This is a genomic window from Acinetobacter sp. UBA2581, from assembly GCF_002339435.1.
Taxonomy (GTDB): Bacteria; Pseudomonadota; Gammaproteobacteria; order Pseudomonadales; family Moraxellaceae; genus Acinetobacter; species Acinetobacter variabilis.
Genome location: NZ_DDLD01000018.1, coordinates 36,559 through 56,968, shown reverse-complemented (window position 1 = coordinate 56,968; position 20,410 = coordinate 36,559). Strand labels below are relative to the sequence as shown.

28 protein-coding genes and 1 pseudogene are annotated in these 20,410 nt (G+C 43.8%); 27 read left to right on the top strand and 2 right to left on the bottom strand.

Translation table 11 applies throughout. The features are described 5' to 3' along the window. The first annotated feature begins 6 nt into the window (after positions 1 to 6). Genes B3Q46_RS02000 through B3Q46_RS01970 form a run of 7 tightly spaced genes read left to right on the top strand, consistent with a single transcriptional unit; the run spans position 7 to position 3,120 of the window. Positions 7 to 384, top strand: coding sequence for a hypothetical protein (locus B3Q46_RS02000; RefSeq protein WP_286713092.1), 378 nt, complete (start codon positions 7 to 9; stop codon positions 382 to 384). Further along, positions 362 to 1,093 (top strand): hypothetical protein, encoded by a 732-nt coding sequence (locus B3Q46_RS01995; RefSeq protein WP_286713090.1) that lies wholly within the window; start codon positions 362 to 364, stop codon positions 1,091 to 1,093. Before B3Q46_RS02000 ends, B3Q46_RS01995 begins: the two co-directional genes overlap by 23 nt. Next, a complete protein-coding gene (locus B3Q46_RS01990) occupies positions 1,083 to 1,277 on the top strand; it encodes a hypothetical protein (RefSeq protein WP_286713088.1) in 195 nt (64 codons plus the stop codon). Before B3Q46_RS01995 ends, B3Q46_RS01990 begins: the two co-directional genes overlap by 11 nt. Next, positions 1,277 to 1,471 carry a hypothetical protein gene (locus B3Q46_RS01985; RefSeq protein ID WP_286713086.1) on the top strand — a complete coding sequence of 65 codons (195 nt, stop codon included), beginning with the start codon at positions 1,277 to 1,279 and terminating at the stop codon, positions 1,469 to 1,471. The genes B3Q46_RS01990 and B3Q46_RS01985 overlap by 1 nt, the downstream gene beginning before the upstream one ends. 7 nt (positions 1,472 to 1,478) lie before the next feature. Further along, positions 1,479 to 1,910, top strand: coding sequence for a DUF1064 domain-containing protein (locus B3Q46_RS01980; protein WP_004646840.1), 432 nt, complete (start codon positions 1,479 to 1,481; stop codon positions 1,908 to 1,910). After that, the gene (locus tag B3Q46_RS01975; RefSeq protein ID WP_286713083.1) at positions 1,911 to 2,588 is read left to right on the top strand and encodes a metallophosphoesterase; all 678 of its coding nucleotides are present in this window, start codon (positions 1,911 to 1,913) and stop codon (positions 2,586 to 2,588) included. Between the two features lie 10 nt (positions 2,589 to 2,598). Further along, a complete protein-coding gene (locus B3Q46_RS01970) occupies positions 2,599 to 3,120 on the top strand; it encodes a hypothetical protein (protein WP_286713082.1) in 522 nt (173 codons plus the stop codon). Positions 3,121 to 3,236: 116 nt separating this feature from the next. On the opposite strand, the gene B3Q46_RS01965 is transcribed toward B3Q46_RS01970, so the two are convergent. Then, complete coding sequence (locus tag B3Q46_RS01965) at positions 3,237 to 4,268, bottom strand: CHAT domain-containing protein (protein ID WP_286713080.1); 1,032 nt, start codon at positions 4,266 to 4,268, stop codon at positions 3,237 to 3,239. 182 nt (positions 4,269 to 4,450) lie between these two features. Between B3Q46_RS01965 and B3Q46_RS01960 the strand changes: the two genes are divergently transcribed. The 3 genes from B3Q46_RS01960 to B3Q46_RS01950 all read left to right on the top strand — a co-directional run bounded on the left by B3Q46_RS01960 (position 4,451) and on the right by B3Q46_RS01950 (position 9,198). Beyond that, entirely contained in the window at positions 4,451 to 5,137 is a 687-nt protein-coding gene (locus tag B3Q46_RS01960) for a hypothetical protein (RefSeq protein ID WP_286713078.1), read from the top strand. Positions 5,138 to 5,225: 88 nt separating this feature from the next. Beyond that, on the top strand, positions 5,226 to 6,887 hold the full coding sequence (locus B3Q46_RS01955) for a terminase (protein WP_286713076.1): 1,662 nt from the start codon (positions 5,226 to 5,228) through the stop codon (positions 6,885 to 6,887). Between the two features lie 13 nt (positions 6,888 to 6,900). Next, positions 6,901 to 9,198 carry a hypothetical protein gene (locus B3Q46_RS01950; RefSeq protein WP_286713074.1) on the top strand — a complete coding sequence of 766 codons (2,298 nt, stop codon included), beginning with the start codon at positions 6,901 to 6,903 and terminating at the stop codon, positions 9,196 to 9,198. A gap of 85 nt (positions 9,199 to 9,283) precedes the next feature. Here the strand turns inward: B3Q46_RS01950 and B3Q46_RS01945 are convergent, their stop codons facing one another. Continuing rightward, complete coding sequence (locus B3Q46_RS01945; RefSeq protein WP_286713073.1) at positions 9,284 to 9,862, bottom strand: hypothetical protein; 579 nt, start codon at positions 9,860 to 9,862, stop codon at positions 9,284 to 9,286. Between the two features lie 152 nt (positions 9,863 to 10,014). On the opposite strand from B3Q46_RS01945, the gene B3Q46_RS01940 reads away from it, so the two are divergent. From B3Q46_RS01940 to B3Q46_RS01860, 17 genes and pseudogenes are all read left to right on the top strand, one after another. Next, positions 10,015 to 10,245: a hypothetical protein gene (locus B3Q46_RS01940; RefSeq protein WP_286713071.1), complete on the top strand. Its 231-nt coding sequence runs from the start codon at positions 10,015 to 10,017 to the stop codon at positions 10,243 to 10,245. Between the two features lie 87 nt (positions 10,246 to 10,332). Then, positions 10,333 to 10,524 carry a hypothetical protein gene (locus B3Q46_RS01935; protein WP_286713069.1) on the top strand — a complete coding sequence of 64 codons (192 nt, stop codon included), beginning with the start codon at positions 10,333 to 10,335 and terminating at the stop codon, positions 10,522 to 10,524. A 17-nt stretch (positions 10,525 to 10,541) separates the two neighbouring features. Next, a pseudogene (locus B3Q46_RS01930) lies at positions 10,542 to 10,847 on the top strand (Gp49 family protein); the annotation flags it as partial. 371 nt (positions 10,848 to 11,218) lie between these two features. Then, positions 11,219 to 11,530 (top strand): hypothetical protein, encoded by a 312-nt coding sequence (locus B3Q46_RS01925; protein WP_286713067.1) that lies wholly within the window; start codon positions 11,219 to 11,221, stop codon positions 11,528 to 11,530. 10 nt (positions 11,531 to 11,540) lie between these two features. Further along, positions 11,541 to 11,795 (top strand): hypothetical protein, encoded by a 255-nt coding sequence (locus tag B3Q46_RS01920; protein ID WP_286713065.1) that lies wholly within the window; start codon positions 11,541 to 11,543, stop codon positions 11,793 to 11,795. After that, positions 11,788 to 12,153, top strand: a complete 366-nt coding sequence (locus B3Q46_RS01915; RefSeq protein WP_286713063.1) for a hypothetical protein — start codon at positions 11,788 to 11,790, stop codon at positions 12,151 to 12,153. Before B3Q46_RS01920 ends, B3Q46_RS01915 begins: the two co-directional genes overlap by 8 nt. Positions 12,154 to 12,613: 460 nt before the next feature. Then, the gene (locus B3Q46_RS01910; RefSeq protein ID WP_005107069.1) at positions 12,614 to 12,829 is read left to right on the top strand and encodes a hypothetical protein; all 216 of its coding nucleotides are present in this window, start codon (positions 12,614 to 12,616) and stop codon (positions 12,827 to 12,829) included. Beyond that, the gene (locus B3Q46_RS01905; RefSeq protein WP_286713060.1) at positions 12,826 to 13,215 is read left to right on the top strand and encodes a hypothetical protein; all 390 of its coding nucleotides are present in this window, start codon (positions 12,826 to 12,828) and stop codon (positions 13,213 to 13,215) included. Before B3Q46_RS01910 ends, B3Q46_RS01905 begins: the two co-directional genes overlap by 4 nt. A 191-nt stretch (positions 13,216 to 13,406) precedes the next feature. After that, positions 13,407 to 14,441: a hypothetical protein gene (locus tag B3Q46_RS01900; protein ID WP_286713058.1), complete on the top strand. Its 1,035-nt coding sequence runs from the start codon at positions 13,407 to 13,409 to the stop codon at positions 14,439 to 14,441. Between the two features lie 20 nt (positions 14,442 to 14,461). After that, positions 14,462 to 15,754, top strand: coding sequence for a DUF4043 family protein (locus B3Q46_RS01895; protein ID WP_004646854.1), 1,293 nt, complete (start codon positions 14,462 to 14,464; stop codon positions 15,752 to 15,754). Positions 15,755 to 15,810: 56 nt separating this feature from the next. Next, positions 15,811 to 16,287 (top strand): hypothetical protein, encoded by a 477-nt coding sequence (locus B3Q46_RS01890; protein WP_286713053.1) that lies wholly within the window; start codon positions 15,811 to 15,813, stop codon positions 16,285 to 16,287. Positions 16,288 to 16,374: 87 nt separating this feature from the next. Then, on the top strand, positions 16,375 to 17,244 hold the full coding sequence (locus B3Q46_RS01885) for a RyR domain-containing protein (RefSeq protein ID WP_286713051.1): 870 nt from the start codon (positions 16,375 to 16,377) through the stop codon (positions 17,242 to 17,244). Positions 17,245 to 17,246: 2 nt separating this feature from the next. Next, on the top strand, positions 17,247 to 17,918 hold the full coding sequence (locus tag B3Q46_RS01880; protein WP_286713049.1) for a hypothetical protein: 672 nt from the start codon (positions 17,247 to 17,249) through the stop codon (positions 17,916 to 17,918). A gap of 84 nt (positions 17,919 to 18,002) precedes the next feature. Beyond that, a complete protein-coding gene (locus B3Q46_RS01875; RefSeq protein ID WP_286713047.1) occupies positions 18,003 to 18,410 on the top strand; it encodes a hypothetical protein in 408 nt (135 codons plus the stop codon). A gap of 69 nt (positions 18,411 to 18,479) precedes the next feature. After that, positions 18,480 to 18,854, top strand: a complete 375-nt coding sequence (locus B3Q46_RS01870) for a hypothetical protein (protein ID WP_286713045.1) — start codon at positions 18,480 to 18,482, stop codon at positions 18,852 to 18,854. Next, complete coding sequence (locus B3Q46_RS01865) at positions 18,835 to 20,064, top strand: hypothetical protein (protein ID WP_286713043.1); 1,230 nt, start codon at positions 18,835 to 18,837, stop codon at positions 20,062 to 20,064. Before B3Q46_RS01870 ends, B3Q46_RS01865 begins: the two co-directional genes overlap by 20 nt. After that, positions 20,054 to 20,410: a carboxypeptidase regulatory-like domain-containing protein gene (locus tag B3Q46_RS01860; protein WP_286713042.1), complete on the top strand. Its 357-nt coding sequence runs from the start codon at positions 20,054 to 20,056 to the stop codon at positions 20,408 to 20,410. The genes B3Q46_RS01865 and B3Q46_RS01860 overlap by 11 nt, the downstream gene beginning before the upstream one ends.

The following is a 20,410-nucleotide window of genomic DNA, read 5'->3' as shown; positions in this document are numbered from 1 at the left end:
TACCGCATGAGTTTAGGCCAAGACACATTTATGCCACGCGTTGAGCTAGTCGTTCACAAATTTACGAATCCTGAGTTGAAGCAGACACAGCGCGAGTACTGGGAAAAGGAAGTCGCAAAGTTTAAGAAACAGGGCAATGAGATTACCCAGATCCCAAGAGGGCAAAGCGGTTATAAACCAGCGGAAATGGAATATGCAAGCAAAGGCAGACAAAGCAAAGGTGGAGCACGGCAGTCTACTACGGTTTATAGAACACATGAGGCAGATACCTATGAAGGTAAGCCATGTAAAAAATGTGGTTTAAAACTGCGTTACGTTTCAAATAGTGCTTGTGTGGATTGTGCGAAATCGAGAAAGAAGAATGTCCAAGCTAAAAGTTCGTAAGAAGAAATTCAATCCAAACCGGATATCACCGGCAGCGACCAGACAGTACCAGCACGACGCATCATTGCGTCGTGACATGGCCCAAAAGTTCCCAATGGAAATGGAATATGTTGGCCATCATGTGCATGAGTACATTGAACGCAAGAAACTAGATGAAAAAGAATTATTTGATCTTTTTTCAGACAGCAAGACGTTACCGTTCCATATAGCGTTAGGGGCATACGATTGGCAGAACATGGGTATCGTTCTGGTACTCGATCATATCAAGCCATGTGAGTGGTTCATTCATACCAATATTCACCTGATGAATATTCATGAGGAAGAAACCAACATGGTCACCGTACCTTATGAGCAACGAGTTCCAGAGATGCATCACTGTGAACTTTGGCAGGGTAAAGCGGATGCCCGGGTGGATCTGGGTATGGGTCTAAAGAAAGTGGGTTGGAAGGGCTTAAAGCAAGAACTGTCTGATGCGATTGATGCCCGAAAGGATATACCTGATGGTCATGCCATCGAATGTATGCAGATTTATATCAGTGCTGATGTCGAGTTTAAGAGTCTTGCGGCCTACAAGGAATATCTGGCTGTAACTTCATGGCTAAAACAGGGTACGGCAGTAGCAGAAAGAAATCTGCGATCTTTATGGGTACAAGAGCAGTACTCACAGAGATTCCAAGGGAAAAGTTACGGAGTTGAACATGCAGTTTAAATGTAACGATGAATTGCATATCGCCTTTCAGGAATGGATCAAAGTACAGGACTTTTATCCAACCTTGCTGGCCAATCGTGGTACTGCATTATTTTTACGTGATGGTGATGAATACCGCTATATGCCGATTCGAGTTGGCTTTAAGGCTTATCAAATGATTCAGGATAATCGGGGAACAATATGATGTTAAAACCAAATATTTTACATCTGGCATTGGCCAGTGCGGGGATGTATTTCAACTTTGAACGTCGTGTTATGACGACCTTCAAGCCAAATACGAAAAAAGCAGTTACTGGCTTACCAGAGGTTAAAACTTTGGATGAGCTTATGGCTGAAAATACCGGGCTGGTTTGTGCCTGGGATCTGGCTGCTGAATAAATAGCCTATGCCAGCGGTATTGACTGATCGGGAACTTCGGAAAGCAGGCTTGGGGCACTTATGCGCTAAGCCTGTACCTGATCCAAAAAAGAAAACCCCAAAATACAACAACATTAAGACCGAAAAGGACGGGCTTAAGTTTGATTCAAAAAAAGAGCAGCGTCGGTATGAGCAGCTGAAGACCATGCAGCGTATGGGATTGATTGCTGATTTACAGCATCACGTACGCTTTGAAATTATTGATTCGGTGCAGTATCCATCAAAAAAGAGCCGAACTGCAGCACGATATTATGAAGCAGACTTTGTATATACCGATCTCAAGACTGGTCAGACCATTGTTGAAGATGTGAAGTGTAAATCAACTGCGACAAATCCGGTGTATACGCTGAAAAAGCAACTCATGATGTTGAAACATGGCATAGAAATTCAAGAGGTCTAAATGGCACTATTCAAAAAATTGGAAAAGCAGATTGAAGGAAAGCTCTATGCCGTTGGTGATCTACACGGCTGTTATAACCTTTTGATGCAGAAACTACATGATATTGGCTTTGATTTTGAGAAAGATCATCTGGTTTCTGTAGGGGATCTGGTCGATCGTGGACCACAAAACCTGCAGTGCATCGAATTACTTTCTCAGTCATGGTTTAGTGCTGTACGTGGTAACCATGAAGACCTGTGTGTTGGTGGTCTACATAACGAATCATACAAACGTTGCCATATATCGAACGGAGGTGAATGGTTCTACATGCTGGATGGCCAGGCGATGTACAACATTGCCAAAGTCTTTGCGGAATTACCTGTTGCCCTTGAGGTGGAATACCAGGGTAAAACTTTTGGTTTTGTACATGGCCATATTGAGCATAACAACTGGGACGACTTTAAAAACGACTTGAATTCAATGAATGAAGGCCGCCACGTAGCAGATCACGTAATGTGGGGCCGTGATCGCTTCGGAGACTGGGAAGGAACTCAGTATTCAGCGGTTGAAAATGTTCATGCAGTAATACTGGGGCATAGCGTTTCACCGCAACTGGTTAAACGCCATAACTGTTATTTCATTGATACAGGCGCAGTGCACTACGGCACGCTCACTGTGCTTGATCTTGATCTGATTTAAGGGGAATACCATGGGTGAGCGTAAGAGACATACAGACGCAGAGCAGAATGATGAAAAGAAGTCATCAACGATCATGATCTATGAAGCATGTGTGGATCTGCATAACCAGGGGCAGATCATTACACGTGAAACTCTGCAGATTGCATTGCCACATCTTACCCGGGGACAGATCGACGATCGCTTAAGTTATCTGGTGGATACAAATCAGGTAAATCGCGTTGAACGCGGCGTTTATATGCCGGTGCAACAGCATCGTCCTGCACGCATGATTAGTAAAACAGTGTTGAATGACGGTACGGTAAAGATTGAAATCGGTGATGATATTGTGCTGACCTTAACACCTAAAGAAGCACGGGATTTTGGCTGTTTAATGATGAGCGATGCCATGCAACACAGCAATATTGAGATGGGGCGGAGCATGAATTACCTCACAAATAACATTGCTACCCAAGTCAGTAAGCTTACACGTAGTATTGAGCGTATCCATGAGGAGAAAATCCAAGGAGGCTTGTTTGATGAAAGTGGTGCATAACGGAATGCCACATCCAGTGTTGGATAATGGTCAGTCTATGAGATTAATATTTTATAAGATCAAATAATAAAAATGAGTCATCTCAAAATTGACTGACATGACTCATTAAAGAAAAATTATTCAGCAGACAGTAAATATATGTCACTGGCAGATAGGCCATCTTTTACGTACAGCATAGGTGTTTCTGCCTCATCAATTCCTTCAAGCATTAAGGCTGCTTTAGCTTGATCAAATGACTTTTGAACTGAGTGGCCAAAACTAATAGATGAATAAAACTGAGCAGAAAAATATTGTGCAGCTTCGTCAGTAATGCTTTGGGTCATCCCGATTGCGCACTCAATATGTTGGGTGACTAATGATGCTTGATTAAACGAAGAGCAGGTATTAAAGAAAACCAATCGTAAATTATCATTTGCTACGCTCATAGCTTGAACGATAGCTTCAAGTGATACCAACTTTGTTTCATCATTATTGTTCATTAAAACCAACTCATCGTCATCACTGCCATGACCGCTGAAATGGACAATAGTTGGCTCACAAGTATTTAGATGATGCAAAATGTCACCAGGCCTAACTGCCCATCTAGATTCAAGTTTCACAGAATCTCTATGACGCGCTTTACTAATTTGTTCATCTATAGATCGCACTTCAATATCTAACCCTAATTGCCCTTGATCACGTGGATTAGACGCTAGAAATAAAACAGTAATTTTTTTCGGTAATTCTTTTAGTTTTTTGATTTCCTGTGAATGATCTTTCACAGTAGAAGATAAGTTGGCCATTAACTTTGCCTGTTCCTTGTTAGCACGATCGACTTTAACTTGATTTTGTTTAGCTAATTTTGTTTCTTCAGCGAAGACCTTTTTTTCATATTCACCTTTACGTTTCTCTAAACTTGCAATTTCTTTCTCATGTTTAGCTATATTGTCATAATGTTTTATTTTTGCCGCCTCACATCTTTCAATCTCTTTACTCTTACTTTTAATTGTAGTTAGTGAACTAGTACTATTAATTTGTCTTTTTAAGTTTGCAATTTTTGTATTTTCTTTTGAAATGCTTTCAGTTTCTTTCCCTTTTTTTGCTAGAGCCTGGGAAATCTTTTTAGCTGTATCTTGAACAGTTCTTCTGTATGAGTCTAATAAAGACATTTTGGTATCCTGTAATCGAAATGTGATAAGTGTATTTATAGTTAGAGTCACTATAAATTAGAAAAAAGAATAAATCATCCTTCCGTGGAACATCTATGCACTGTACGCACTGCGTAAAACTGTAGGGTTCGACAGTACGCACCGCGCACTCCCATCATCACCTTGTAAGCAAAGGTGGTGTGATGTCAGAGAAGAAAACAGCTCCTGATTGGGAACGTATTGAAATCGAATATCGTGCAGGCGTGCAGTCTATAAGACAGATAGCACAAGCCTTTGGCGTATCTGATGGTGCTATTCGCAAGCGTGCAAAAACCCAAGAATGGACCCGCGATTTAAACGGCAAGATCAAAGCAAAAGCCGAAGCAATAGTACGCACTGAAGTGGTACGCACAGAAGTACGCAACTCACCAGAATATAAGGCCACAGAAAAAGAAACCATTGATGCCAATGCCAATTTGATCGCCAGCATCCAGATCAATCAGCGTAAAGATATCCAGCGTGCCCGAAACTTATGTATGGGCCTGTTTGATGAACTTGAGCACTTAATCGGACTGGACAACATCGCATTGCTGCAAGATTTTGGCGATGTCATGCGCAAGGAGGATGATAAAGGTCAGGATAGATTGAATGACCTGTACATGAAGATCATCCAGCTGCCGAACCGGGTGAAGTCGATGAAGGATCTGGGCGACACGCTCAAGACTTTGGTTGGTCTGGAAGTACAAGTCTATGGCTTGGATAAAAAGCAGGAAGAAAAGGCAGATGATCTGACTGCATTGATCAATCGAATCGCTCAAAGTAACTCATCCACATTCCAGCCTGTAGCACATGACCCTGAGTTCGATAATGAAAATGGGGACGCTACGTGAATAGAACGACCAATGACCCACATCAAAATCATTTCATGCGCGTACGTGCAACAAAAGCGCACCATGATTGTGCAAAAGTGGTGATTATATGATGTATAACACCAGCTTAGCGGAACTACCCACAAATAAGGAAGAACTGGAAAGATGTCTGGCTGACCCGCAATGGCGTATTTTTTCCGGCTGTCTATATAAGATCAAAATTAAGGGTGATGACTTTAAGGATGACTTGGGAAATGTCATTGAAGCCGATACTTTTGAACTGCCATTTAAACCGAACGCTGCACAGATCAAATTTTTAAACCGGTTGTGGCACCGCAACATCATCCTAAAAGCACGTCAGCTCGGTTTTACCACTTTGATCTGTATCTTGTGGCTGGATCATGCATTGTTCAATGCTAACCAGAACTGCGCCATCATTGCCCAGGACTTGCCCACGGTTTTCAGTATCTTTAAGGACAAGATCAAGTTTGCTTACGACAACCTCCCGGATGAAATCAGAGCACGGTTCCCTTTAAAAGCCTATAACAAGTCGGAAATTGAGTTTGGCCACAATGGATCGAGCATCCGTGTAGCGACATCATTTCGTTCCGGTACCATCCACCGCATGCTGATTTCAGAGTTTGGTAAGATCTGTGCGAGTGATCCGGCCAAAGATGATGAGGTTATTACCGGTTCGATCCCAACTGTACCGACCAATGGTGTGCTGGTGATTGAATCCACGGCGGAAGGTCGTAACGGTTCATTCTATGCAATGGTTCAGGCAGCACAGACCAACTACTTGCTGCGCAAAGTTCTCACATCTAAAGACTATCGATTCCATTTCTATGCCTGGTGGCAAGAGCCGAAGTACCGGATTGATTCTACTCAAGTCACTATTTCAGCCAGAGATCATGAAGAACTGGATGAGGTTGAGCTGATCGTACGCCAGAAAATGGGGATAAAGATGCGTCTCGATCCTGATCAGCGTGCCTGGTATGTGCTGACACGGGACAATGACCTTCGCGGTGATAGTGCCAAGATGTGGCAGGAATACCCATCATTCCCTGATGAAGCATTCCAGGTGGCCAAAGATGGTAACTACTATGCCAAGGATATGCTGGCACTGCGTAAGCGTGGTGGTATTGGTCAGATCGAAGTGTTGGATGTGCCGACTTATACCTATTGGGATATCGGGAATCATGACGGCTGTGCAATCTGGTACCAGCAGATCATGAATGGCCAAGACCGTTTTATTCGCTACTACGAGAAACATGGCCAAGATCTAAGACACTATGTAGCAGAGATCAAATCACACGATTACATCTATCACACCCACTTCCTGCCACATGATGCAGCGCACCAGCGTTTAGGGGACTTTAATAAGTCTGTATTAGAGCAGCTGGAAGAATTATTACCTGGTCATAACTTTGTCATTGTGCCGCGTATCACTCAGCTGATCCACGGTATTCAGTCCACACGTAAGCATCTAAAGAATGCCTGGTTCGATAAAGACGGCTGCAAATTAGGTATTGAGCGTATCGAAGGCTATCAGAAGAAATTCTCCAAAGCAGATAAATGCTTTATTGATCAGCCTAACAAGGCCAATGGCTGCTCTGAAGGTGCCGATGCTTTACGTCAATGGGCACAGGCCAAGGATGCAGGTCTGATTGAAGATGTGGCAGATATGACGAGCCGTGTAGGGTTCGCAGAAGATGAGCCAAAACGCCAAGATAACTATAACGATGAGCCAGTCGACTGGCGACTAATGTAGAACAGGTAGCAGCATGCAGAATGATGAAAACTCAGTGACTGATACGCCAGAAGCTAAAGATGAAATGGCATTGAGTCTTGAAGAGCTCAATGAGATCCATGATGAGATAGAGCAGCAACCACACTGGCGTACGACTGCAGATAAAGAAATGGACTATGCCGATGGCAACCAGCTGGACAGTGAATTACTGACCCGGATGAAGCTGATCGGTATTCCTCCTGCCATTGAGAATATGATTGGTCCTGCATTGCGTGCCATTGAAGGTCATGAGCTGGAAACACGGACAGACTGGCGTGTGACACCCAACGGCGAGCCTGGTGGTCAGGATGTTGCAGATGCACTGAACTATAAATTGAATCAGGCTGAGCGACTATCCAAAGCAGATAAGGCATGTAGTGATGCATTCCGGCCGATGATTGGTTGTGGTATCGGTTGGGTTGAGGTCAAACGTGAAGCAGATCCGCTGAAGTATCCATATCGCTGTGTTGCGGTGAACCGTAATGAAATCCATTGGGATATGAAAGCCCAGGAAGATGACCTGAGTGATGCACGATGGTTGCGCCGTAATCGATGGGTACATCCGCAGCGCCTTAAGATTGCATTCCCTCAGCATAAAGAACTGATAGAGACAATTGGCCGACATGGTGCTTTGTGGTGGCAGCATGACAGTATGATTGATGGTGGTAACTCTACCGGTCTGCGTAATGCCTGGGGTGATGCTCAAGCCTGGTCTAAGACCGAACGTTTCTGGTTCGATCAGACATCTAAAGAGATTAATGTCTCAGAAGTATGGTATCGCCGGTGGGTAGAACTGACTATGTTGCGCTTTGATGATGGCCGGATCGTCGAGTTTGATGAAAATAATCCAGCACATATTTATGCTGCAGCAAATGGTTATGCGATTCCTGAACGTGCACCGGTGGCTAAAATGCGTCGTAGCTATTGGATGGGACCACATTGCCTATACGATGGGCCTACACCATATCCGCATGAAAGCTTCCCTTATGTGCCGTTCATAGGATTCCGTGAGGACAATACCGGCATTCCATATGGCTTTGTACGAGATATGAAGTACAGCCAAGATCTGATCAATTCAACACAGGCTAAGCTGCGTTGGGGCTTAAGTTCGGTACGTGTAACCACAACACGTGGTGCATCTCAGATGACACGTGGCCAGATCATGCAGCAGATTGCACGACCAGATGCCTACATTGAACTGAATCAGCAGCATATGGCCAAGACTGGAGCAAAGTTTGAAGTTGAACGTGACTTTGAGTTGAATCAGCACCAATTTAAGTTGCTAGAAGATAGCCGGATCTCGATTGAGCGTACCAGTAGTATTACCTCAGGCTTCCAAGGTCGGCAGGGTACAGCAACCAGTGGACGACAAGAGCAGCTGCAGATTGACCAGTCTAACCAGGCATTGCGTAAAATCATGGATCACTTTAAGGAATCTCGAACCCTGGTCGGTGAGTTATTACTTTCTATGATTGTAGAAGACTTGGGCAGCAAGGAAGAAGTCGTGGTGATTGAAGGTGATGCGATTACTGCAGAGCGTCGTGTGCATATCAATAAGCCTGAGACAGATCCAATGGGTTATACCTATCTGTCTAATGATGTACAGCGTACGCGCATCAAAGTCATTCTTGAGGATGTGCCAAGTACCAGTGGATTCCGTGCACAGCAGCTTGCAGCTTTGTCCGAAGTTACCAAGTCATTGCCACCAAATATTCAGCAGACGATTCTGCCGTACCTTATTGCGCTTACGGATACGCCGTTCAAGCGTGACATCATTCAAAGCATTCGTGATGCGGTGGATGCACCGACACCTGAGGAAGTGGAACAACGTATTAAGGATGCAGTGGCTCAGGCTCTGAAAGAATCTGGCAATGAGATCAAGCTACAAGAATTGCGCTTAAAAGAGCGTAAGGTTGAAAGTGATATTAAATTGCTTGATGCCAAGGCTGTACAGACAGGCGTTCAGTCGCAGTACAGTGCAGTACAAGGAGCAGTACAAGTGGCTCAGGTGCCACAAGCAGCACCGATTGCCGATATCATTATGCAGGGTGCCGGGTATCAGCGCCCTAATCCAATGGGTGATGATCCGAACTTGCCTATACCTGGTGAAGTAGCGGCACGTGATATCCGCTCTCCATACTTGGAAGGGGAAGGTGCTCAGATCGGCAGTGAAGGTATTGCCGAGATGCAAGTACAGCAGAATACATCACCAATGAACCCACCGGTACCACAACAGCCTTCTACTGGACTGCAAGGAATTGAGACGGCTAGGACCAGTGATAATCTGAGTTAATATTCCAACTTGGTCACATTTTAAATGTGACCAACTTTAATGAAATATAGTAGCTATTGTTACTGGTTTTTAATGTTCAAAAATATTATTGCTTGAATATATCAACATGAATGATTGAGTCGCTCTCAAGATCAGCAGTAATAACATGCAACCCAGAGAGAGGTAATTTTGTTTCAATAATATTAGAAATTTGATTATTTTGATTCTTTATATATTTTCTCATTTCTCTGTTATAAATTATTACAGCTTTATTAAACTGAGACATATCCCAATCAGCTTTAAATATGAATTTTAAATTTAAACGATCATTTAGTGCATAAACTATTGAGTGATGTAAAGAGTAGCCATTTGTCGTACCCTTTATTATACCACCAGTCGTTATAATATATGGTTCTTGTTGGTTCTCTTTTATGGTTCCCATCAAGTCACTAAAAGCTTTTTCTGCAATCATCTCTCCTATTTTAGTAAAGAAGCCCTCACATATTTTTACTGCGATAATGCTAATACCAAGTAGCAGTACAGATGCTTGAGGGCCAGTAGGTGGACTAGAAACTATCAAAGTATCTGGTACTAATTCTACTGATTTATCAATATTTCTGATTATTTGCTCATCAACTTGTTCATTTACACAAATTATCAAATTGTAGTTTTCTGGGTTAATCATTACACACACTAATTTATTAATTTTAAAAATTTATTTAATCACAGAGTAAATAGAAATACTCCATGTACCAGCGATAATATTGGTTAAATATTAAGCTGTAAGACGTAGCCCAGTACTAAACAATAGCCTCATTACCAGATGAGGCTATTTTTATGGACATTGAACAGGCTCGAACGTTCCTAAATAAAACCGGTCATGCAGGTGTGATCCGTATTTTGAATGCTGCACCTAAGGATCCTCAGTGTTTGTATTACGTGGATGAGTATTCAGAGCATACGAATACACAGGGATTCTATGCAGACAAGTTTGTTGTTGGTGTGCATAACAAGCATACGCATTACAAGTTGAGTGACTTGAAAAAATTGGTTCTATGGGAAAAGTAATATTCAACTATTCGCCTGATTTTTATACAGCATGACGTAAACCATAACAGCATCATCATCTGCATAGTCTTTGAGATGATGATGCATATGAAAAAAATAATTCTTCTGATCCTTCTCAGCTTGCTGATCTTTTCATTAATTCTCTATCACACGGAACGCCTTGGTCTTGCTGCGGTCGTCATTTCCTTGATGATCTGTGCCTTGATCATCATGGCTGCGTCGTACTTGATGGAGCATGCATATATCAAAGACATCAACTCTAAAGATCACCACGAATAATCCACCAGGAGACATTCATGTCACATACAGATGAACAGATGGAACAAGAGATTCAAGACAAAGGTTTGGAAGCTCCACGCGTCACACTTGATCAGATCAAAGAAATGATGAAGCGTGTGCAATACGTCTTTGAGCAACCTGAAGGTACGACCTCCACATTCGCTCATGCATTTTTAAATGGTGATTTCTATTTAGCAACTGGCCATACCGCTTGTGTGTCAAAAGAAAACTTTGATGTGTCGCTTGGTATCAAGTATGCACAAGAAGCGGCAGCTCAGAAGGCCCAAGATAAATTATGGGAACTGGAAGGTTATAACCTGTATCGCAATCCGATGATGGAATGTAGAAAAGCGTGTGGCGAATCGCCAATTCGTTTGGTAGAACTACAAGAACCATTCGACCATTTAAAGTACGAACAAGACCTGATCGATGCGCATAACAAGTTGCAGCCGTGGGAAAAGATTCCGACGCTAAAGATATTGCCATTGATCGGTCCAGTAACGTTTGACTTCAAAGAAGCAGTGACTAGTGATCAGTTGGATTATTGGCAATGTGTGATTACGGTGAATATTTTGGGAGAAGGTGATACACCGAGTCCACAAATCATAATGAATGGCATCACCGAAGTTGTGGCATTTGATAGTGCGATCAACATGCTTAAAGAAATGGCTTATAAAAATGAATGGGTGCTGGGTTGAATAAGTATTCAGAACTTAAAACGCTGATCGATGGGGCATTGTCCATCGGTCAGCAGGCCGCAGATAAGACTGATGATGGTGGCACTGCGAACTTAGACAAAGTGGTTATCTGTGGGCTGAAAGGCGTAAGAGAATCAACTTTGAAAAATGCTGGAATCAATTGTTATAAGCACTGGTCGTATGCTGGTGCTTTTGTGATAAGCCGCTCATATGGCCAAGGCAATAAAAACACAGCTGGCATTGAAGCAGCTAAAGACTATCTAAAGTCCAAGGGTGTGGATTGCTATGTCCACTCTCAAATGGATTGAGGAGATTTATATGAAATTCTTACAAGCAACTTTGATTCTATTGTTTGCAGCTGCATTCACGGCTTGTTCATCACCGAATGATACAAACAAGGCTTTGAAGGCCCAAGGTTTTACGGATATTGAAACTCATGGTCGTGCATTCTTTTCATGCTCTGAGGATGACACATTTGCTACTAAGTTTACTGCGACGAATCCAAAGGGTGAGCGTGTGGCTGGTACTGTGTGCAGTGGCTGGTTGAAAGGAGCAACGATCCGTTATGACTAAGACGATTTCTATAATTGCTCCACCATTCAAACTTTCTACATTGACCATGGCGATAGCTGTGGCCATTGCGACCCAGCCAAAGCAGGAAGATGAGTCGCACTGGTTAGATGCAGAGGAAGGGCCACTATGCGAACGCTTCGATAACTTCCTGAATAGCTGGACTGATGATACTGAGTTCACGATTGAGCATGAGTCATCTGATGCACTGGATCTGTACGGTATGACCGCAGATGGTATTCCGTTCTCGTTCCGTCGTATCGATGACCGTTATAGTCTCTTATTCGACAATGAATCAGAGACGATCCAGCAGGAAACCTTCGAGTTTTTTGTCGAGCAATTAAAATATTTACCACTTTGAACTGTTTGTATTTTTTTTATACACGCCGTCGTAAACCGGCGATTTACTATAAATATATCGGGTGGTGCTGAGCATCATTCGGTGAACAAGCCAAGGTTTGTTTAATCTCCATTGACGGTTCGGAAAGACGAGCATATTGATTGAATCCACAGCTGATGTGGTGGAGTGATGCAAGTAGCAACTGGGGTTAGCCGCAGGGAAAGCAGAACCACAAGAAATCGTTTGTACCGTGCGCTTGTCAATCAATAAGAGCGTTGCTATCTCTTAAAACTACTGCCGGTTCCCCTCGATGTTATTCGTAGCATCTTGTGGGAACGAATCCTTGGCTGCAGGCGGTGCACGTACCAATCCCTCAGGTACGGTAGGTTCGACTCCTACGCTCAGGGCCAGATAACGCTGTGGGTTCTTACCCTTTTTTGCCCACCTTTCCCCAAGGGTGGGCTTTTTTTGGAGAATAAGAATGGATTGGCATCAGATTAAAAAATTAACTAAGGATGAGATTCGGGTAATTCTCTCCAGCATGCTCCGTGGCCAAGGTTACTTTGATTTTATAAAAGTTGAGGTCTGCTTTAATCGTGATGGTGAATTTCGAATTTATCACAATGGTAAATTGAATAAGTATTCAACATCACTCAAACAAACAGTTGAAGATATTTATTGGTGGCTGAATGTATGAAAGCAAATGAGATGGATTTGATAGAGAAATTAGGCGGGTATGAGAAGGCTAAAGCTATTGTTACTCAGAATATAAAAGACTTTGAGGAAGCGGTTGATGAAGTTGGTATATATCACCCTTCTTCTGGGTGGATTGTTCACGAAGATTTAGTTAAAGAACTTCTCGAATACCGCCGGGAACATAATATTTATGAGGAAGGTGACAAGGTTGTCATGATCAGCAAAAGATGTGCACCAAAGTTATGGACTTGGATACATACAACCAATTGGCGTCCTAATCACTCTTTATTGGATTGTGGAGAAAATTTGTTATACCCATTTAGTAATGATGAGTTTCGCCATGCTACTGATGCAGAAATTGAAGCAAATAGACGATTAGATCTATAACTACATTCAATCTATTTAAGCCACTTAATTAGTGGCTTTTTTATTGCCTACCTATTGCCCCCGTGTAGGGTTCGACCATCTATTGCCATATCCCAAATACTCAAGCCTACGTTGAGCAATCGACAGCAAGCGACTCTTAAAAGTCAGCACTTCACCTATATGCGGCTACAGCGATAAGTGGCAGGAAAGGCATGAGTAATACAGAGCATTTAACGACAGACATTAACGCGGATGCTGATCAACAGAATCTGGGCGCAAGCTTATTAGAAGCTGCGCTATTTGGCGAGACTGCAGAACCAGCTGCAGAAACAGGTAGTGTGCCAGCCACTACACCAGAAGACGTAAAAGCAGATGCAGGGACAGCTTCACCTGAGCCGGCTCCGTCAGAACCAGTGGAACCACCACCGGCACCTGAACCAACGCCACCAGTTGAAGAAAATGCGGAAAATTCTGTGGTCTTAGCGAAGGATGGAAAACACACCATTCCTTATGAACGACTGCAAGAAACCCGTGAACAAGTACAGCAGTATAAGCAGCAAGTGGAACAACTCACTGCGCAGTTAGCAGCACAGCAGACACCTGGTAACACTCAGGTCGCACAGCAGAATGCAGCTGTAGCAGAGGCAGTCATTGAGGCAAGTGGAAATAATGCTGATGTGATGGCCATGTTTGGTGATTTCTCAGAAGAAGCGATTGCCAAGGGAGTCGAAGCACTGGTGAGCCAGCGTGTATCTGCACAAGTGCAGAGCATGATGGATGCAGCCCTTGCACCGTTTAAGCAGCAGCAACAGCTGAGTGCGGAACAACAACACTTTGCTTATATCGGATCTGCACATCCTGACTATGAATCGATTCCAGAATCGCAAGAGTTTCAGGCATGGAAAGATGCGCAACCAAGCTTTATACGCAGTGCCTATGACGATGTATTGAACAAGGGCAATGCAGAGCAGGTGGTTGAACTCTTAAGTTTGTACAAGTCCCAAAACAATGTCAGTCCAAAGGTTGATACACCAGCGCCAACACAGGCCATGGTGGAAAAAGCCAAGCAAGCTGTACAGAACGCTCCATCCAAAGTACCGCACAGCGTGACGGATCTACCTGCAGGTTCACCTGCAGCATTATCCCCTGATGAACGTTTGTCGGCTCTTAGTGGTCCTGAACTTCTCGCAGAAATGGAGAACTGGTCCCCTGATCAAGTCGAAGCGTACATGAGCCGTCGTGCATAAATTTGTTAGTGGAGAATACCATGACTGATAAAACCCATGCCGCATACGGCGATAAAACCAATATGATGCAACAGTCCGTTGGACTCTTTGCAAAAAGCTTACGCCGTAAAAGCACACTGAATAACCTGGTTGGCCCAATGCCAAAAGGTGAAGGCAGTGCAGAAGCGACCATTAAAAAACAAACCTCTAAACACATGCCGATTGTACGTGTTCAAGATTTGGGTAAAGGCTTGGGTGATGAAGTTACCTATAACCTAATCCAGCCAGTAAACGCTTATCCGATCATGGGTAGTGAATATGCTGAAGGTCGCGGTGTCGGTATGTCGATCGTTGAAGATCGTCTGCGTGTAGACCAGGCACGTTTCCCTGTAGATCTGGGCAACGTCATGACTCAGATCCGTTCACCAGTAGATTTCCGTCGTATGGGTCGTCCAATTGCACAGGACTTGATGGATCGCTATAGCGATATGTCTCTTTTAGTTCATCTGTGTGGTGCACGTGGTTTCGTTAAAAACGTGGAATGGCCAATCCCAACTGAGGAAGATCCGAAGTTTGCCAAAATTATGGTGAACAAGGTTCTGGCACCAACCAAAAACCGTCATTTTATGGTCGATGGCCAAGGCGTTAAATCATTTACCACCAATGCTGGTGAAGCATCTCTGGCAACTACAGACCTTTTCACACTGGACACTGTGGATTCAATGAAGCAGGTGCTGGATGACATGATCCTACCGCCACCGTGTATTAAGGTTGAAGGCGATGATGGATCGGAAGATTCGCCATTACGTGTATGGCTGGTATCTCCAGCGCAGTATAACTGGTTCGCAAAACAGCCAAACTTCCGTCAGTTCGTAGCTGATGCGGTAGCGCGTGCATCGAATGCCAAGTTGCATCCGTTGTTCCGTGGTGATGTGGGTATCTGGAACGGCTTCCTGATCCGCAAAATGTCACATGCCATCCGCTTCTTTGCAGGTAATGCAATCAAGTATGCAACAAGCTATACCTCTGAAGCAGAAGCGTCAGCGCTTGTACCTGCAAGCTTTGGTAAAACGCATGCGGTGGATCGTTCAATCATCTTGGGTGGCCAAGCGTTGGCAGAAGCATTTGCTGCACATAAAACCTCGGGTGTGCCTTACTTCTGGTCTGAAAAGGGTGATCTGGATCATGGCGATAAGGCTGAGCTTTTGATCGGAACAATTCGTGGCGTGAAGAAAATCCGCTTTGATGTCGATGTGGATGGTGATGGTAGCAACATGCAGTACACCGATCATGGTGTGATTGCAGTCGATACCGTAGTGAAAATCCAGGGCTAAGGCTGAAACAGGGCTGAGTGATCAGCCCTACGTCAAAATTTAGGAGTATTTAACTCATGGCTACAATTAAACGTAATAGCGGATTTGTGAATCGCTTCGGTGGTGCAGTGCCATACGGCAACGTGACAGCCTTTGTTTTCTCATTGGCTACGAATGCGGCAGGCGCAGTATTGGATTCCAATTCCGATGTGGCAGTGGCTTCAGGTGATGTAATCGAGTTGGGTTTATTGCCAGTAGGCTTCCGACTGGATGATGCACAGGTGCTTATCAATACGGCGATGACCGAAGCTGTGACTGGTTCACTGGGCTTTAAATATGCTGATGGTGTGGACTCAAGCGAAGTACCGCAGGATGCAGCGTACTTTATTAACGGTGGTGCACTGGCGACCGCAGCACGTTTACGTGCAACCGGTACCAAGTTGGTGACTTTGCCAAAGCCTGCGATTTTAACGCTCACCACGGGTGGTGCGGCCAATGCCAAAGCATCGGACATCAAGATTGTGGTGTCTGGTGAATTGACTGGCCCGCGTTAAGTAAAAGTATAAAAACATGAAGTTTATGGGATGGATGATTTTCAGCGAGTCACCATCCCTTTTTTATATTTCACATGAGGAATCATTATGAAAATCGCTTTATTGGCAGCAATTGCACATGGAATGAATCTGGCATATTCCGCATCACTGGGTGATCAGTCTCATTTACCCTGGGAAGAAACCTCTGAGGAACTCAAAAAAAGTATTGAGTACGGCGTAAAGCTGCATTTAGAAAACCCGGATACCACACCTGAGCAGTCACATGAATCTTGGTTAGCCCAAAAAGAACAAGATGGCTGGACCTATGGTGAAGTAAAAGATCTGGAAAAGAAAACCCATCCTTGCATCCTGCCTTATGACCAGTTACCTGCAGAGCAGAAAACCAAAGACTATCTGTTTAAAGCAGTGGTGACTTTACTGAAAGATATGCCTGATCCTGATGATGTGTCTGCATTGAATGGCGAACTTGTCAAACTACAGCTGCAGGTGGCAGCTCAAAAGACTCAGCCAATTGGTGCAGCGGCAGCAGCGCAAGTTAAAACAGCAGGCGTGACCATTGTCTATGACGGCCCGAAAGACCAGTTCACAGATAACTTGTACGGCACCAAACTGGTATTTAACTGTGGCCAGCCACGTATGGTACCAAGCAACTTTGCGAAGCAGTTCCTGAGTCATCCTGAATTCAAAGAAGTAGAAGCAGGTGATGCACCTGTAGCACAAGATCTGGATGATACCGATGCAATTCTGGCACAGCAAAAGGCTGAACAGGACAAGCTGAAGCAGGAACAGGATCGAATTTTCAATGAGGTTGAATCGATCAAGCAGTTCGGTACCAAAAAGGCTGTGACGGATTACATCAAGGCGCACTATGGCGAGGAAGTAAATCCGAACTCATTCAAGCTGGATGAGCTGAAAGATAAAGCGATTGAAAAAGTACGTCAGTTTGGAGCGATCTAAATATGGACTTAAAAGAACTGCGTCGTCGATTTCGTGTTGAAGCCGGTGATTCGGTACAGCCATACTTCACCAGTGATGAAGATGTGGATGCATGGCTAAATGACGCAGTTCATGAGGCCTGTATCCGCGGCCGTCTTTTGCATGAAGCAGAAGATGCCACAATCTGCCGTATTCAAATTACAGCAGGGCAGGCACAGTACCCGCTTGATCCGCGTATCTATGAATTGACACATTTACGCTTTGATCTTGGTCATGGCCAGTGTGAAAATGAAGTAAAGCTGGCTTCTGAAGAAGTTCTCAGTCATCGCTATCACAGCAACTGGCGTACGAGAATCGGTGATCCAGAACATGCAATTCAATCTGATATAGGTTTACGTCTGGTACCACGACCTGAGCAGAACGGTACCCTGATCATTGAAGGCTATCGCTTACCGCTTGTGGATATGGTAGAGGATACAGATCAGCCGGAAATCAATCAGGCACATCATGCACACCTGGTGCAATGGGCATTGCATAAAGCATTCAGCATTCCTGATACTGAGTTTATGGATCCAAACCGTGCCCAGATCGCAGAGTATAAATTTATTGACTACTTTGGTGATCGGCCTGATAGCAACTTACGTCGTGAGGTTCGTGAAGATTTTGAACACCATGTCACACCATTCTGGCCATAAGCTCTTAAGGCCCGTGTAGGGTTGGTCGAATCTGACCCTACTTTCACATCATAAAGCCATGTTTTTATTATTTGGATAATTATCATGGCGAATACGCTCTACGACTCAGCACGGAAAGGCTACCTTGAAGGTCAGTTCAACTGGTTGTCAGATACCGTTAAGGTTTTACTGGTCAGCACCAGTGCTTATACCGTCAATGCTGGTACGCATAAATTCCTGTCTGACATTTCCGGTTCTGCGCGTATTGCCGGTCCAGTCACTTTAACCGGTAAGTCCACTGATGGCGGTGCAGCCGATGCCAACGATGCAACATTCACAGCGGTTTCTGGTGGTGCAATTGGTGCCATCGTGATCTATGTCGATACAGGTAGTGAGGCGACCAGTCCATTGTTAGCATATCTGGATACTGCAACTGGCTTACCAATCACACCGAACGGCGGGGATATTATTATCACCTGGGACAACGGTGCAAATAAAATCTATAAAGTTTAATAGCTTATGATTATTTTTTGATAGAAGATTTTAACCCATGACACACCTCTGTCATGGGTGGAGAAGCCTATGTCCGAACTTGAGAACACCCCAGATGCAATCGTTGTCCAGGTAGATAGCTCTGTTAAGCCACCACCAATTATTGTGCAGATGGAATCGATTGCACCCGAACCCATCACCATGGGAGGCGATATCGTGTTTAAGCATGACTGGTATCGCCTAATCAATAGCGCACCGTTTCAAATGTACTGTAATGAATTTTACGGTGATGAAAATCGTGGTAGCCATAACATTGAGGAATGGATACGTGACGCGATTGAATCGCACGTACTTGCTGATGAGGATGGTTTTTTCAAAAAATATTCCGAATGGCATTTTGCAAAAGGTTACTGGAAAAATGAAACGGTTTATGGGGAGCTAATCGATGAAGCAGACACAAACTAAACTCTTTGATTTTTCTGATGAGGGCTTGGACTTTCACGTAAGTTCAAAAGCACTTTTTCCTGACCGTTTCAAAAAAATGTTAAGTAATGGATATAACGTCAAAACAGTTATATCTGTTTCTGTGCTTGTTGACCGGGTGACGCTGACTTACGCCAGTGTGCATGGTTACAGTGCTAATCGTGTGTTAAAAATTGATTCAGGTTTATTGGCTGACATAAATAACGGTGAGTTTTGGATTGATTTAGTTACCCCAACCACTCTCACTTTTACACTTGAAGATGCGCCTACAGTAATTCCTGGCGGTTTTGACACATATATTGCATCGTTAGGTTGGACACTGGAATACGAATCAGGTCTGGTACAGCTTTATAAGATGAGATATCTTGACGAGCGTGAGTGTTATGTACGTTTTGTATTCTCAACGCCGGGTGTGAATGGGAAAAGTCTTGTGAACGTTTGCATTGGAAAAACGGCTAACCTGAGTGCAGGCGAGATCACCGATTCATATTCTCTTGATACGTGTCGCAACAACACAAGTATTGTAACTGGATTCGTTCTGGGCTTTACCAGTAACAATCACCAACCTTCCACCGATTCTTACACGTATTCTCAAGGTTTATCTGCTTATGGTAAAGCTTGTGTAGTTGGCAGTATGTACCATTTGGCATTTTTAACTGGTGCTGGAATGACAGATAATGGTGGGCGTATATTAGGGATATTCCCTGCTCATACATTTGACTTTGAAGCAATAGACTATCCGTTGGTACTTGGCTGCACAATTGCTTCAATCACTTCAACTACAGCCTTGGAGTTGGCTCAGGGTGAAGCCGGTGATTTAGGTAGAATTGGCAACATTCGCGTAGCGTTCACTGGCGGCACATCCACATCAACAGCAATAAGTAGTGGTAACTCAATATCATCTTTCTTGCCAAACGATATTCAAGGTGAGCAGACTACCACGGCATTTCACCTACAAATATACGAACATACGACTCGGCAGTTTATTGGCTATGGTTTAGGGTTGTATTGCATCAACTATAACAGTGGGGCAAGCAATCGTCCTTTACCCTCACCAGCCAACAGTCCTTCAGAAACCTATGATATAGACCTTGAATCTTTGATCAAGATACACACCTTATCGACAGCCAGATCAAGTACGTCTATTCAATATTTTGCTGTCCCTGTAGAGGAGATAAAAATTGGGTCTTAAATTATGTCGTGTTTTTTTTGGCGGATATGAACCAAATTATGACAAGCTAATTCTCATGGGTTATAAGGTTTTATCAAAACCAATACCATTCATCACAGTGCTGAATGAAGATCAAGGTTTTGGCCGTATTAAAGGTACGGTGCGCTTATCTGGTGAGCCTCTGTCGGGTATTAAAGTGCAAGTATTTAAGCGTAGTACCAAAACATTGTTGTGGGAGATAAAAACTGATCCTTCCGGTCAATTTAAGTTCGGTAACATTGCGAAAGACCTGGAATGTTATGTGACGGTTTTCGATGAATCACGCCAACGAAACGCTAAAATCAAAGATATGATTGTGGCAGTATAA

Excerpts from the sequence above, each read along its gene's own strand:
- B3Q46_RS01965 (WP_286713080.1), bottom strand. The coding sequence starts at position 4,268 with ATGTCTTTATTAGACTCATACAGAAGAACTGTTCAAGATACAGCTAAA.
- B3Q46_RS01960 (WP_286713078.1), top strand. The coding sequence starts at position 4,451 with ATGTCAGAGAAGAAAACAGCTCCTGATTGGGAACGTATTGAAATCGAA.
- B3Q46_RS01940 (WP_286713071.1), top strand. The coding sequence starts at position 10,015 with ATGGACATTGAACAGGCTCGAACGTTCCTAAATAAAACCGGTCATGCA.
- B3Q46_RS01920 (WP_286713065.1), top strand. The coding sequence starts at position 11,541 with ATGAAATTCTTACAAGCAACTTTGATTCTATTGTTTGCAGCTGCATTC.
- B3Q46_RS01910 (WP_005107069.1), top strand. The coding sequence starts at position 12,614 with ATGGATTGGCATCAGATTAAAAAATTAACTAAGGATGAGATTCGGGTA.
- B3Q46_RS01995 (WP_286713090.1), top strand. The coding sequence starts at position 362 with ATGTCCAAGCTAAAAGTTCGTAAGAAGAAATTCAATCCAAACCGGATA.
- B3Q46_RS01885 (WP_286713051.1), top strand. The coding sequence starts at position 16,375 with ATGAAAATCGCTTTATTGGCAGCAATTGCACATGGAATGAATCTGGCA.
- B3Q46_RS01880 (WP_286713049.1), top strand. The coding sequence starts at position 17,247 with ATGGACTTAAAAGAACTGCGTCGTCGATTTCGTGTTGAAGCCGGTGAT.
- B3Q46_RS01890 (WP_286713053.1), top strand. The coding sequence starts at position 15,811 with ATGGCTACAATTAAACGTAATAGCGGATTTGTGAATCGCTTCGGTGGT.
- B3Q46_RS01955 (WP_286713076.1), top strand. The coding sequence starts at position 5,226 with ATGATGTATAACACCAGCTTAGCGGAACTACCCACAAATAAGGAAGAA.
- B3Q46_RS01935 (WP_286713069.1), top strand. The coding sequence starts at position 10,333 with ATGAAAAAAATAATTCTTCTGATCCTTCTCAGCTTGCTGATCTTTTCA.
- B3Q46_RS01990 (WP_286713088.1), top strand. The coding sequence starts at position 1,083 with ATGCAGTTTAAATGTAACGATGAATTGCATATCGCCTTTCAGGAATGG.
- B3Q46_RS01970 (WP_286713082.1), top strand. The coding sequence starts at position 2,599 with ATGGGTGAGCGTAAGAGACATACAGACGCAGAGCAGAATGATGAAAAG.
- B3Q46_RS01950 (WP_286713074.1), top strand. The coding sequence starts at position 6,901 with ATGCAGAATGATGAAAACTCAGTGACTGATACGCCAGAAGCTAAAGAT.
- B3Q46_RS01985 (WP_286713086.1), top strand. The coding sequence starts at position 1,277 with ATGTTAAAACCAAATATTTTACATCTGGCATTGGCCAGTGCGGGGATG.
- B3Q46_RS01875 (WP_286713047.1), top strand. The coding sequence starts at position 18,003 with ATGGCGAATACGCTCTACGACTCAGCACGGAAAGGCTACCTTGAAGGT.
- B3Q46_RS01980 (WP_004646840.1), top strand. The coding sequence starts at position 1,479 with ATGCCAGCGGTATTGACTGATCGGGAACTTCGGAAAGCAGGCTTGGGG.
- B3Q46_RS01870 (WP_286713045.1), top strand. The coding sequence starts at position 18,480 with ATGTCCGAACTTGAGAACACCCCAGATGCAATCGTTGTCCAGGTAGAT.
- B3Q46_RS02000 (WP_286713092.1), top strand. The coding sequence starts at position 7 with ATGAGTTTAGGCCAAGACACATTTATGCCACGCGTTGAGCTAGTCGTT.
- B3Q46_RS01865 (WP_286713043.1), top strand. The coding sequence starts at position 18,835 with ATGAAGCAGACACAAACTAAACTCTTTGATTTTTCTGATGAGGGCTTG.
- B3Q46_RS01900 (WP_286713058.1), top strand. The coding sequence starts at position 13,407 with ATGAGTAATACAGAGCATTTAACGACAGACATTAACGCGGATGCTGAT.
- B3Q46_RS01905 (WP_286713060.1), top strand. The coding sequence starts at position 12,826 with ATGAAAGCAAATGAGATGGATTTGATAGAGAAATTAGGCGGGTATGAG.
- B3Q46_RS01895 (WP_004646854.1), top strand. The coding sequence starts at position 14,462 with ATGACTGATAAAACCCATGCCGCATACGGCGATAAAACCAATATGATG.
- B3Q46_RS01975 (WP_286713083.1), top strand. The coding sequence starts at position 1,911 with ATGGCACTATTCAAAAAATTGGAAAAGCAGATTGAAGGAAAGCTCTAT.
- B3Q46_RS01915 (WP_286713063.1), top strand. The coding sequence starts at position 11,788 with ATGACTAAGACGATTTCTATAATTGCTCCACCATTCAAACTTTCTACA.
- B3Q46_RS01945 (WP_286713073.1), bottom strand. The coding sequence starts at position 9,862 with ATGATTAACCCAGAAAACTACAATTTGATAATTTGTGTAAATGAACAA.